This is a genomic window from Parasalinivibrio latis, assembly GCF_036825535.1.
In the GTDB taxonomy this organism is placed as follows: domain Bacteria; phylum Pseudomonadota; class Gammaproteobacteria; order Enterobacterales; family Vibrionaceae; genus Parasalinivibrio; species Parasalinivibrio latis.
Window position 1 is genome coordinate 1,017,408 of the sequence record NZ_CP098813.1, and the last position, 13,106, is coordinate 1,030,513.

Below are 13,106 nucleotides of genomic sequence, written 5' to 3' on the forward strand. Positions count from 1 at the left end.
GAGAGGAAACCGGGAGGCTCATCACCTCCCGACTTTCTGATTACGCTTCGCCTTTGGTTTTTTCGGCGATAACACGGAGGTTTTCGTAAATCTTGAACATTACGATAAGCAACTCACACCAAATACGAGCACCGACTGCACCCAGTACCATGGCACCCAGGCCAAGAGCGACTGAACTGCCAGTTACACCATAGTAACCACCTGACATTACATTTAAACCGCCAACGATAGATGCCAGAAGCAGCAGCCAGTACACAAACGTCAGGATTTTAGGAGTAAGCATGGCGTCAAAGAAGAAGATATTGCGCATTAGAAAGTCTCAAAGTAATTAGTCAAAAATTTATGCAAAATGCCTGACTATTTTTGCACTGAATCATTTGTATCACAAATGAAAATCTTGCAATGTATTGACTTTAATCAATTTCATGTATGTCCAGCTATCTTGTTGGGTATCAACCAAGTAGTGAGGCGATTGCCCGTTTGAGTGAATTCTATTGCTAGGTACCTATGTTTACACCCCTGCAACGTCAAGATACTTAGCCATTTCTTCCTCAGGTACCATGCCTCCTCCGGTAGCCCAGACAAGATGCGTCGCGTTGTTTAACTTTTCCTGGGTAAAGTCCATCCGGTTTAGGTAAGACGTGTCTGAGAGGATGCGTTGCATTCCGGGCATCCCTGCAAGCGCAGAGGGTTCTAAGCGAATTTGTTCGGTTTTATCCAGCAGGCTTAGGAGGTCGAACATCTCCTGGTCAGTCAGGGTATAGTAGCCGTCAATCAAGCGCTCCATTGCACGCCCAACAAAACCGGATGCGCGGCCAACGGCAAGTCCGTCAGCAGCGGTCACATTGTCGATACCAAGATCCTGGACAGAAATTGCGTCATGTAGTCCTGTATGGACGCCAAGCAGCATACATGGGGAATGAGTTGGTTCGGCAAAGATGCAGTGGACGTTGTCACCAAACGCCAGTTTGAGACCAAAGGCAACCCCTCCAGGCCCCCCGCCAACACCGCAGGGCAGATAAACAAAAAGTGGATTTTCACGGGAAACCACTATTCCTGCATCTCTGAATTGTGTTTTCAGCCTTTCCCCTGCAACGGCATATCCCAGAAATAAGTTGGTGGAGTTTTCATCATCAATGAAATGGCACAGAGGATTATTTTCTGCCTCTTCACGGCCTTTCTCCACCGCCAGGCTATAGTCTGATTGGTATTCGACGACGTTTACACCATGAGCGCGGAGTTTGTCTTTCTTCCACTGCCTGGCATCGGCGGACATGTGGACACTGACGTTAAACCCGAGTGTGGCGCTGATGATGCCTATAGACAGGCCAAGGTTACCCGTAGAACCTACAGCAATACTATACCGGCTGAAAAATCGCCGGAACTCCTTGCTGTCCAGCTTGGCGTAATTGTCGCTGTATGAGAGCAATCCCGCTTCAGTAGCCAGCGATTCAGCGTGAAAAAGTACTTCATAGATACCACCACGAGCCTTAATTGACCCGGATACCGGCAGGTAGGCATCGAGCTTTATCATTAGCTTACCGGGTAAGTCAGTCTTGTAGCGAGAAGCGAGGGCAGATTGCATGGAGGGAATTGCTGACAGGGGCGACTCGATAATTCCCTTTGTAATTTGGGTTTGAGGAAATACTGCTTCGAAATAGGGAGCGAAACGGCTCAGGCGGGCACTGGCATCAGCAACGTCTTCTGCTGTAAGCCCAACATGACGGAGGCCTTCTGCAGCATCAGTGATCGCAGGGTTGAACCATGTCACTTCGTTCAAGGCTATGAGTTCACGCAAAAGAGGGAAAGTGTTTTTCAGCTTTTCTATTTCTGCCATATCCATGACAAACCCTTTGGTAACGGTAAATAATCTTTATTACAGATAAAGATATCAGCGTGATTTTGGGTGGTTCAACTGAAAATTTGCCTCCGATAGGGTGAAGTTATGTCATCTGAAAACAAGATCGGGTGAGTCACCGTGTTAATGGCAGGATAAGCCCGGTATTAAAGGCGCAACTTCCGGGCTTACATATTGTGGATTATGCTTTGAGTGCTGATATTGCATCCATAAGCTGTATTGCCAGCTCAGGACTACGCAGTTCCTGCTTTTCCAGATCGAAATTGTCATAAAAGCTGGGTATTGAAAGTGATGCTTTCACATCGGCAGCAAAGAATGAAGCAGAGCTGACTGCTGCAGACAGTACACTTTGTGCACCTCCTGGCCCTGGGGACGTGGCCAGATATACTGCTGGCTTTCCTTGGAATACCTTCATATCAATACGAGACGTCCAATCAAACAGGTTTTTGTATGCGGCAGTATAGGAACCATTATGTTCTGCAAATGAAATGATGATGGCATCTGCTTCACCAATTTTTGCAAAAAAGCGTTTTGCCTCGTCGGGTTGACCCAACTCCTGTTCCCGGTCAGAGCTGAACAGTGGCATTTCGTAATCATTGATATCAAGAAGTTCAATATCAGCCCCTTCAATCAGACTGGCAGCATATAGGGCAAGTTGTTTGTTGATGGATTGCTTGCTGCTGCTTGCTGCGAATGCGAGTACTTTCATTGTTAGGCTCCTCGGTGAAATTCGTTTTGATGGGTTAACTATAAATTGATGCCGATTGTTGATTAATCCCCGGATTGTGGAATGATTATTTCCAAATGACATTTAATAGAGCCGAAAATTATGGCATTCAATACCCAGCTTCTTGATGGAATGGTGGTGTTTACTGAGGTGGTTAACAGTGGGAGCTTTACCCGGGCGGCAGAGTCTATGGGGCACTCTACATCGTTTATCAGCAAAGAAATCAATAAGCTTGAGGAGCGTCTCGGAGTCAGGTTGTTAAACCGGACCACCCGGTCTTTGAGCCTGACGCCTGAAGGGAAAATCTATTACCAGCAATGTAGCCAGCTTGTGCTGGACGCGCAGGAGCTGGAAAATGCGCTGAGCGGTCATCAACAATCACCAAAAGGCGTGTTGAAAATCAGCTGTCCTATCAGCTTTGGCCTATCCCAGTTGCGTCCGGTATTGTCTGAATTTACTGAGCGTTATCCTGGGGTTGTGTTAGATCTTGATGTAAATGACAGGAAGGTGGATGTGGTCGCCGATGGCTTTGATGTGGTTATCCGGGCGTCTGCCGCCCTGGAAGACTCGAGTTTAATCAGCCGGCGGATACTGACTTCGGCAACCGTTACTTTAGCTGCACCGTCTTACCTTAAAAAATACGGGACACCCACACACCCTATTGAGCTTGTAAACCATAAAACAATGAGTTACAGCAATATCAAAAATCATCATTTATGGCCTTACCACGACAAAGATGGAAACCTTATCGAAGTGGAAGTTAAAAGCCAGGTCCTGACAAACAGTTCACAAATGGAAATCGCGCTTTGTGTGGCCGGACAGGGGATTATGAGGATGCCTCTTTTTAACCTCAACGGTGAACTTGAACGAGGGGAATTGGTTGAATTGTTTCCGGATTATGTGCGTATACCGGTGGAGGTCTATCTGGTATACGCGAGTCGAAAACATATGTCTTCTAAAGTTCGTTGTTTTATAGACTATGTGGTGGAAGCAATTGGGGACCTATAAAAAAGCCATCTTAACAAGATGGCTTTTTTAGGGTATTACAACCTGAACTCACTTAAGGCGCTGACCAGTTCACGCATTGATTTACTCTGGGATTGTAAGTCTTTCCGAATATTTTCTGAGTGATCGAGAGATTCCCGGGAGATATTCAACAGTACATCAACGTCTTCATTCACGGATGAAGCAGTTTGTGCTTGTTCTGACGCGGCAGCAGCGATACTTGCATTGAGCTCCGCCAGGGATTCGATACTCGCTTTCAGCCGGTGAATACCTTCCTGTACTGAGCCAACAGTATCCTGACAGACTGAACCTTCTTCGCGGCTTTGTTGCATCCTCTTATACGCGAGGTTCGATTTGCTGCCAATTTCTTCCAGCAGTGTCTGGATCTCTTCCGTGGATTGCTTACTACGTTGCGCTAGGTTCCGTACCTCGTCCGCAACAACCGCGAATCCACGTCCTTGCTCCCCGGCACGGGCTGCCTCAATTGCTGCATTGAGTGCCAACAGGTTAGTTTGCTCTGAAATACTGCTGATGGTGTCGAGAATACTCTTTACGCTCGCAGTTTGCTGTTCGAGTTCCTCGACGACATTGTAAGAATTTTCAATATGGGCAAGAAGATCGGTTGTCACCCGGTGGGCGTTTTGTCCACTGCGGTCACATTCGTCACTGATGGCTTCAGAGTCGTCTGCTCTTTCACGGACATTGTTTGCGGTTGCCGCCACTTCCTGGCTGCTGTTGGACATTTCGCTCATAGCCGCAGCGATATTATCGCAACGAGTGTAGGCAAGTTGGCCGGATTCTAAGGTTTTGCTCGTGTCTGTGACTAATCGATCCAGCAACTTGGATGATTCATCAGCGGCATTTTTCACATGAATGATAGTACCTGACAAAGTAGCAATAAACTCATTGGTCATTGTACTGATATGAGCAATTTCATCTTTGCCGTCTATTTTCAGGCGCTGGCTTAGATCTTTGTTGGAACTGATAGCATGTAAGGAGTGGGACAATTTGGTTACCCTGTTCCGTAGGTCGCTGCGTACCATTATGGTCAGGCTAATCAAGGGGAGCACAATAAAGCCAAATACTGCAAACAGCACGTATTGTGTCATTTTAGCATCGTTGAGTGCTTTATTCGCCGTGTTAACAGCATCAGCGGTTACGGCATTTTTCAGCTTATTGATTTCAACAATACGCTTGGTTGCCATAGGAAACCACTCTTTGGGAGAGACAAAGTTAACGTCTTTGGATTCCCCGCCTAAAGCCATAAATGTCTGCTCAATTCGCTGTATGGATGCAGAGGTACCAGAGCCTGTAATTTGATTCAACGTGGCATTAAATTCGGATGGCAGTGTGTAACGCGCGGCATCAACAGAGCGATCAAAACCGGTTATGTACTCTGATATATCAAAAAACTGCTTGTCAGTGACACTTTGACGAGCAAACGCACCATTCAAAGCCCCTCTAGATTTACCCGCTTCTTCTTTTGCCCACATCAGGGAAAGGGCACCTTCAAGAAGAGGGGCAACACGGGAGTCAGTTGCGTAGGATTTTACCTTCTGGGCATTTTCAATGGCTGTACTGTTAACATTTGTGTAGAACGCAAACGGCGAATCTTGGATTTGCAGGGAATCAACTTGTTTCCTGATGCTTCCCTTGTTGGCGAGGCTGGAAAGCACGCCGTCGATTAACTTGCTTTCAACGTTTCGGTTGAGATAAACCGTTTCAAAGGTACGGAGTGCGGTTTCAGCCTGGTCAGCTTTAGTTCTCTGGGCTTTCAGTTTCTTTACAATTTCCGGATCTCCACCTGAGCCCACCACACCTGCGGTCAACCCACGTTCAACCGCATGCTCATGGGCCACACGTTCCATTACGAGGAAGAGATCGACAGCTTCGTTTACCTGGTTGGCGATCAGCTTATCCTGTTCCAGCCGGTTAAATTCATAAATACCAAAAGCTAAAAGTAAAAAGATAGGAATCCCAGCAAGCAGGGACACCAGGCTGCCTACCTTAATATTTCTGAAAATCCGGACCATGCTTCACCAACCTTCACGTTAGTCTGCTTGTATAAAAAAGAATCAATTATGAGACATATGTAAAATAACTCATAATATGCATCAATTGATATACAAGAATGTAAAATTGTGAGGGGGATGATTATTAAATGATGTTCACTTGGAGGTATCGGTTTCCTGACTGCATTTTTGTTCGGAGGGATGGCTTCTTAGTAGCGTTTGCCGCCCCCCTCCTGCAATTTATTGCTGTTTTATCAAATATGCCATCAACGATTCTTTCCCGTTGGCCAGTTGTGTAGAGGAATCAAAGCGATGTCGATTTTCTTCTAAGGGCACACCAAATACAGTCATCCCAGCATCAATGCCAGCTTGCGCACCGACATGGCTGTCTTCGATAACTGCGGTATTACGGGGTTTTGTTCCTAAAAGGTGGGCGGCTCGCAGGTATCCTTCAGGATCCGGCTTTCCAAGCAAGACATCATTTCGGGTTACGACAGTCAGCCCCGGTTTCTCGATGCCTATCGCCCTCATTGTGGCTTGTACCAGCATCCGGTCAGAATTAGAGACGATGGCCTGAGGGATACCAAGCTCTTCAAGCGCCAGATAAACTTCACATCCAAAGAGCGGATTAATGGTATTGCTGTGCTGGCAATAGTAGCGGTAGTTCTGTTCCCGGTATTCCTCGTAGCCAATGGAGAGTTTGTATTTATCTGAGAAATACCTGAATGTTACTGGACCTTCTGTACCAATGACATTGTTGAAGTCATCAACTGAAGGAGTGATTCCCAGCCCAGCTAAGACATTGCGCATCGCTTTCTCATGGAGCGGTTCGCTGTCGGCAAGTGTACCGTCCATGTCCCACAATACAGCTTCGAAGCGGATATCTTGTTTTCTCAATACGCCTGTATCTTTCTGTTTGTTTTTAGTGAACCCGTCCATTCGATTCCTCTACAGTTCAATCGCAACCAAACATACACGTTGGCTTACAAGCAACACGATAGATCTTATTGTATCTGCAAGCTATCCATTCTTTCCTGCCGACTCAGACCTTTTCAGATGAAACAGAGTCAAGTAAGTCCAGATCACCGTATAACTGGCTGTTGGTTTCTTTGATTTTCAGGAAAAGAGGGAACATGCGGTCGTAGGTTTCCTGCCAGGCCGGGTTCGGTTGTACTTCCTGTGTGAAACTGACCAGTGACCTGGCAGCCTCTTCGAGGCTGTTGAAATGACCGCTGGCAGTGGCTGCCAACGCGGTACAGCCAATAACACCACATTCTGGTTCGGCGGGCACTACTATCGGGGTGCCATACATGCTGGCTTTTATTTCCAGCCAAAGACGGGACTTGGCCCCACCACTGGCTGCAATAATCTGTTCGGGTGGTTGACCGGTGTTCGACATTTGTTTTATATGGCGGCGAACTGCAAAGGCGACGCCTTCCAGCACCGAACGGTGCAGATCTTCCAGGCTGTGCCCTGAGTTGAGGCCAAAGAACATGGCTCGTGAATTCCGGGTATCACCAAGGCGTTCGCCGGTGAGGTAGGGGAGAAAAAACAGGTTGCGGCTACCTGCTGGTGACAATGCTGCCTTTTCCGTTGCTTCGGCATAGGACAGGCTGTTTTCGTTCATCGCACGTCGAGCCCATCTCACCGCATCCCCCCCGGCATCCAGCAGGGTAAATGCTCCCCAGTTTCCTTCCGGGGTCATCACGTTGGAAAGCTCGGAATGTTTTACCGGCTGTTTCTGGATCAGGGTAATGATGGAGGATGTACCGGTGACATCTGAGCCAATACCTGGTGAACAAGCCCCGGAACCAAGCAGGGTCAGGGGAAAATCCCCCCCTCCTACTGCGACGGGAATACCACTGCGTAGCCCTGTTTCACGTGCTGCCCTTTCTGAAACCGCGCCCAGGATCTCCAGCGGATTACGCAGTGACGGAAGCAAGGATTCATCTATGCCCAACTGTTTCAGCATGGTTTGGGACCAGCGGTGTAAATCAGCATTCATCATAAAGCTCAGAGAGGCTTCGGTGACGTCGAATGCAATCTCTCCGGTCAGCCTGAAATTGATATAATCCTTTGGCATCATCACCCTGACACTGCGTTCAAGCAGTTCCGGTTCATGCTGTGCCAACCACTGGAGCTTGAAGCCGGGCCAGGCAGGGGTAGGGGGATTGCCTGTTTCTTTCAGGCATCCATCTATTCCAAATTGCGCCTGGTAGGCTTTCACTTGTGGGATGGTACGTTTATCGTTCCAGAGCGGAGCGAATTCCCGGACAACATCACCGTCGGAGTCGATAAATACTGTACCGTGCATCTGCCCGCAACAGGCGATACATTCGATATTCGCAGCGTCCTTCCCCAGACTTTCAACCACCTTTCGGACAGATTCCGAAGCCCCTTGCCACCAGTCATCCGGACGTTGCTCACACCAGCCGTACCGGGGGACATGCTGGTCGTGTTCGCGGTTGGCAAAGGCCACAATGGTACCTTTCTTGTCTACTGCCGCTGACCTTACTGACCCTGTGCCAACATCAATCACCAGGAAAAGGGGGCGTGTCATGGTTCCTCCTTGTATGGCATTGCTTAACTGCCGGTGGAAATCCTTTGCTCTGTCTGAATATCGAAGTAGTGGGCTTTTGCCATATCCAGCACCAACGGGCAAGGAGTGTCCAGAATTACCGGATAGTGGCTATCCACCTGTGCAGTAAACAGGCTGCCCTCAAAATCAGATATGACCACAGTATGTGATCCCAGTGGTTCAATGGCTTTGGGTACAATGGCTATCTGCGTCTTGGTTTCCAGTGGTCTTGCTCCTCGAGTGTGTTCCGGTCGGATTCCGAACACGACCCTCTGCCCCTGATAAGGTACAAGGGCAGGCTGGTGGTCAGGGATGACCGGGAGTCGGTGTCCGGAAGCAAGCGCGATTTCTGCCCCGCCGTCCAATACGGTCACCGCGAGAAAATTCATACTCGGTGCGCCGATAAACTCTGCCACAAAGCGGTTTGCCGGGTTTTCATATAACTCTATGGGGGAGGCGATCTGCTCAATTTGGCCGTTTTGCATTACAACCACCCGATCGGCCATGGTCATGGCTTCCACCTGATCATGGGTGACATAGACAGCGGTAGTGCCAAGGCGTCGTTGAAGCTGCTTGATCTCGGTGCGCATCTCTACGCGGAGTTTGGCGTCGAGGTTGGACAGTGGCTCATCAAATAAAAACAGATCCGGGTGACGCACAATGGCACGTCCTATTGCTACACGCTGGCGCTGGCCGCCGGAAAGGTGACGGGGTTTTCTGTCCAGCAGCTTTTCAATACCCAACAGCGTTGCCACGTCACAGACCCGGGTTCTGATGATCTCCGGATCTTCCTTCCGCACTTTCATCCCATAAGCAATGTTGTCATAGACCGTCATATGCGGGTAAAGCGCATAATTTTGGAACACCATAGCGCAGTTACGTTGCCCCGGCTGTGTGTGGGTGACTTCATTGCCGGACAATGTAATCTTTCCACCGGTTACAGATTCCAGCCCTGCTATCATTCTAAGGGTGGTGGTCTTCCCGCACCCGGACGGGCCGACCAGGACAATAAACTCCCCCTGCTCAATTTCCAGATCCAGTTGGGGTATGACGTTCACTGCCCCGTAGGACTTGGTGATGTTTGTCAGGGATAGGTGGGGCACGTACTCTCTCCGTTTTGACATTAGCGGTTTAAACCAACAGGGCCTTACTTCAATCCCATTGATGCACGGTACGCCTTCAACTGATTTTCCCGGCCGAAGTCGTCAGTGAGCTCGTTCCACTGCCTGGCGATATTGTCCAAGGCTTCCTGTTCAGTGATTTCTCCTGCCAGCGCGCGGGAGAGTTCAATTTCAAGGATTTCGGTATAGGAGAAGAAACCTGGCAGGCGCAGATCCAGTGCGACATTTGGTGCATCCAGAGAAGCGCGTTGTGCCGCAAGGTAGGATTCCGCTTCCGGTTTGGAGAATATTGCCAGCCAGTTGTCGATATTCTCGTAGTGGCTGAGCCGGTATGGGTTTACACCGGTATTGGCGGTGACAATAGCCTTGGAAGACTCCTCTTTACTGGTGACTGTTTTGACGAAGTCCCAGGCTGCAGTTTTGTTGGCAGCCGATTCAGGGACCGCAAGTTGCCACCCGCCGAATGCCAGGAAAGGGGATGCAACAGGTTTGTTGTAGGTCTCCCATGTACCGGTTTTGGCGTTCCATATTTTGGAGGAACCGGGCAGCATGGCGGTGCGCACGTTCCCTACAATGCTGGACTCTTTCGGGTTGGCACCGAGTACGCCGGAGTCAGCCCAGTCGATATTCATGGCGACCTTGCCACCTGCATACAGAGGCCGGACGTCTCCGGAGCCGTGGTTCAGTGCACCTGGTGGGTTAAATTGCAGGCCGCGTTTGTAATCCTGCAGGGCTTTCAGCCAGCCGGCATTATTGATTTGTGCATCCATTGTGTCCGGGTCAAAGAACATTGAGCCTGGGTTTTTGGGATCGTTGGTATAGCTTGCGGCGTGAGAGAAAAAGTACCAGAACTGTTGTCCGCCGCGCTTGTAGGCTTCAGCCGTACCATGCAGGCCCTCATCCGGGCGGTTAAAGAATTCTGCAATGTCATAGTACTGGTTCCATGTCACCGGAGCGGCGAGAGGATACCCGTACTTTTTCTCGAAAGCGGCTTTTTCTTCCGGGTCATTAAACAGGTCAGCCCGGTAGTTCAGCATGTGCATGTCGCCGTCCATGGTGGCGGATTTTACCTTGCCATCCCAAACCATCAGACGCTCACGGTATACCGGATGAAGGTCATTCCAGTAATCCCCGGATTGCATGGCTTGCGGCATTTCGGACAGGAAACTGTTGAAGTCAGGCAGCCAGGCAGGAATATAGGAAAGCACATCAATTTCGCTGGAACCGGTCTGCATGCCGGTCATAAATTTGGGGTAGAGTTCTCCGAACGGAAATTCCACAATCTTAACTTTGCCACAGGTCTGTTTTTCCCAGGCGTTACCGGCGGTACGCAGCGCTGAGGCAATAAAAGGGCCGTTCTGGGAACCCACGGTGACTGTGATACCGGAAAAGTCAGGCTCACAGGCGGCATTGGCATAGGGAGTCATCGCAAGGGCCGGCAAAGCCAGCAATATGGCGGCGGCGAGCGGTGAGTTTACTGTCTTTCTCATGTCCACTTCCTTCTTTGTAGGGCGCTTTGGAACCTCTGGTTTCCAGCGCGTATCCATTTGCGTTGAGTAAAGCTGTTGTATTGCCGCTCTCATGCAAGAGCACACTATTTAATTGAGCCGGTTAGCAGTCCGGAGCGCATTAGGCGACCAAGCAGTGCGGCCACCACCACCATTGGAATGACTGAAATCAGGGTGGCGACGGAAATCGCCCACCATTCATCCCCCCGGCTGGAATTCTGGCCTGCAAGCACCACGGGCAGTGTCTGCCAGCGTGAAGATGTCAGCAGCAGGGCGAACAGGAACTCGTTCCAAATAAATGCAAGGGTAATCATCGAGGTTGCAATAAGCCCTGGTCTGGACATTGGCAGTACAATGTCAAAGAAAATCCGAAGTCGTGGCACGTTTTCCACCATGGCGGCTTCTTCCACTTCTATAGGGATTGAGCGGAAGAAATCACGCATCAGCCAAACGGAGAGCGGTAGTCCGAAAGCGGTATAGGCAATCACCATCCCGGGGAAGCTGTCGAGCATCCTAATGCCCTGTTTGCCGAGCTCTGCATAAAACAGATAGAGAGCAAACGCTGATACGATGGGAGGAAACATGCGCTGGGAGACAAACCAGAATGTCATGTCATCATTCCCTAGCACCGGGCCGGGCAGGTTCAGCCGGTTGACAACAAATGTCAGCACACAGGCTACCGCCAGAGAAACCAGGAGAGCCTGAGGAATTGCCAGTCCGGCGTATTTCTGGAGTACGACAAAACCGCCAATACCCATCACTGCAAAAAACACCCCTGCCAGCAACCTGATCCGGAAGGTAAACCGGGCAATCCCGTATGCCGCCATGGAGCCGAGAAGTACCGAGAGGAAAGTGGATACCAGCGCAATGGCGGAGGAATGCCAGAATGGGCCAAGGAAATCGCCGCGGATCCCGGAAAAAGCCTCCCGGAATGCTTCCAGCGTCGGCATAAAATCGATAAACGGCAGGTAGGTGGCTCCGCCGTTTACAGCCTGAGGCGGCTTGAATGCAGTAATGAACACCCAGTAAAAAGGTACCATGAGGAAAGCGAGCCAAATAAGGCAACCTATTAACCCGATCGTTTTCAGTCGCTTTGCCTCCCTGCGGTGATGGTTAGGCACCGGTTGCTGAATGTTCGAGGTATCCGATTTACTTTTGGGCTTTTTTACCACTTCCGGTGTATCCACTGACAACTGCGTCATGTCCGTTTCTCCACCAAGGGCTTGGCTGCTGCGAGGTACAGGGTACCGAAGAGAATAATCACGACTAGGAACAGAAAACTCAGGGCAGAAGCCTCGCCAAGGTCAAATTTCCTGAAGCCCTGGTTGTAGGCAAACAGCGTCAGGGTTTCCGTTGAGGTGCCTGGCCCACCGCCGGTAAGGACATATACCGGGTCAATGATCTTGAATCCTTCCACAATACGGATAAAAACGACCACAACAGAAAGCGGGAGCAGCATGGGAAAAGTGATGTCCCAGAATCGACGCCAGTGGGATGCTCCTTCGAGTGCGGCAGCTTCAAAGACGTCGGAAGGCAGTCCCTGGAGCCCGGCAAGCATCAGCAAGGTAACAAAGGGAGTCCATTGCCAGACTTCTACGGTCACCAGCACACCCAGTGCCCAGTTGGTTTGGGTCAAAAACGGAAGGTTTTCCAAACCGAACAAGCTGAAAAAATCATTGACCGGTCCGAGGGCGGAATGGAAAAGCATACGTGCGACCAAAGCGACGGCGATTGGTGCCATAAACATCGGCAGCAGGAATGCCACTCGGAACAGTTTCTCCCCGGGAACCCTGGCATGCATGGCCACTGCCAGGGCAAAGCCAATAACGTACTGTATGGCAACCGAAGTAAACACAATGAGGGTGGTTGTGCCGATAGACTGCCAGAAACGGGCAGACTCAACCAAATCCTGATAGTTATCCAAACCAACAAACCGGGCAGGCATTGGCGGTACCAGCCGGACGGACTGGAAGCTCACTGTCAGTGCGTAGATTAGGGGAAACAGGGTAACCAGCATGACAACAAAAAATGCCGGCCACACAAACAGGTATTTAACCGAATCTGTCTGTGGTTTTCCCTTGACCTGAATGAACATACTCAACAACTCCCTGTCTCGTATTGGCTTTTCAGTATGAGCTTTCGGAAACTGTAAATGTAGTTTTAGTACATTTAAATTTATTGTCAATACTCAAGTTAACAATGTATTTACTTATCTTATCGGTGAAACGGGCTGTTCACGCTATTTTAGTGCGGTTGATGCCGATGACTGATATTTGATCTTTGGTGAAAATGTAGTA

At 49.6% G+C, this 13,106-nt stretch carries 11 protein-coding genes; 1 reads left to right on the forward strand and 10 read right to left on the reverse strand.

Translation table 11 applies throughout. From position 1 onward, the window contains the following. Positions 1–40: 40 nt before the first annotated feature. The 3 genes from NF212_RS21560 to NF212_RS21570 form a co-directional block, all read right to left on the reverse strand. Complete coding sequence (locus tag NF212_RS21560; protein WP_434360981.1) at positions 41–310, reverse strand: DUF4282 domain-containing protein; 270 nt, start codon at positions 308–310, stop codon at positions 41–43. 201 nt (positions 311–511) lie between these two features. Then, positions 512–1,843, reverse strand: a complete 1,332-nt coding sequence (dsdA, locus tag NF212_RS21565; RefSeq protein WP_434360982.1) for a D-serine ammonia-lyase — start codon at positions 1,841–1,843, stop codon at positions 512–514. 196 nt (positions 1,844–2,039) lie between these two features. Further along, positions 2,040–2,567 carry an NADPH-dependent FMN reductase gene (locus NF212_RS21570; RefSeq protein WP_434360983.1) on the reverse strand — a complete coding sequence of 176 codons (528 nt, stop codon included), beginning with the start codon at positions 2,565–2,567 and terminating at the stop codon, positions 2,040–2,042. Between the two features lie 120 nt (positions 2,568–2,687). Between NF212_RS21570 and NF212_RS21575 the strand changes: the two genes are divergently transcribed. Further along, entirely contained in the window at positions 2,688–3,593 is a 906-nt protein-coding gene (locus tag NF212_RS21575; protein ID WP_434360984.1) for a LysR family transcriptional regulator, read from the forward strand. A 35-nt stretch (positions 3,594–3,628) separates the two neighbouring features. On the opposite strand, the gene NF212_RS21580 is transcribed toward NF212_RS21575, so the two are convergent. The 7 genes from NF212_RS21580 to NF212_RS21610 all read right to left on the reverse strand — a co-directional run bounded on the left by NF212_RS21580 (position 3,629) and on the right by NF212_RS21610 (position 12,904). Beyond that, positions 3,629–5,623 carry a methyl-accepting chemotaxis protein gene (locus NF212_RS21580; protein WP_434360985.1) on the reverse strand — a complete coding sequence of 665 codons (1,995 nt, stop codon included), beginning with the start codon at positions 5,621–5,623 and terminating at the stop codon, positions 3,629–3,631. A gap of 219 nt (positions 5,624–5,842) precedes the next feature. Beyond that, a complete protein-coding gene (locus NF212_RS21585; RefSeq protein ID WP_434360986.1) occupies positions 5,843–6,541 on the reverse strand; it encodes an HAD family hydrolase in 699 nt (232 codons plus the stop codon). Between the two features lie 103 nt (positions 6,542–6,644). Then, complete coding sequence (locus tag NF212_RS21590; protein ID WP_434360987.1) at positions 6,645–8,162, reverse strand: xylulokinase; 1,518 nt, start codon at positions 8,160–8,162, stop codon at positions 6,645–6,647. A 23-nt stretch (positions 8,163–8,185) separates the two neighbouring features. Then, entirely contained in the window at positions 8,186–9,283 is a 1,098-nt protein-coding gene (locus NF212_RS21595; protein WP_434360988.1) for an ABC transporter ATP-binding protein, read from the reverse strand. A 44-nt stretch (positions 9,284–9,327) separates the two neighbouring features. Beyond that, positions 9,328–10,791: an extracellular solute-binding protein gene (locus tag NF212_RS21600; protein ID WP_434360989.1), complete on the reverse strand. Its 1,464-nt coding sequence runs from the start codon at positions 10,789–10,791 to the stop codon at positions 9,328–9,330. A gap of 104 nt (positions 10,792–10,895) precedes the next feature. Continuing rightward, a complete protein-coding gene (locus NF212_RS21605; RefSeq protein WP_434360990.1) occupies positions 10,896–12,011 on the reverse strand; it encodes a carbohydrate ABC transporter permease in 1,116 nt (371 codons plus the stop codon). After that, a complete protein-coding gene (locus NF212_RS21610; protein WP_434360991.1) occupies positions 12,008–12,904 on the reverse strand; it encodes a carbohydrate ABC transporter permease in 897 nt (298 codons plus the stop codon). Before NF212_RS21610 ends, NF212_RS21605 begins: the two co-directional genes overlap by 4 nt. Positions 12,905–13,106: the final 202 nt, after the last annotated feature.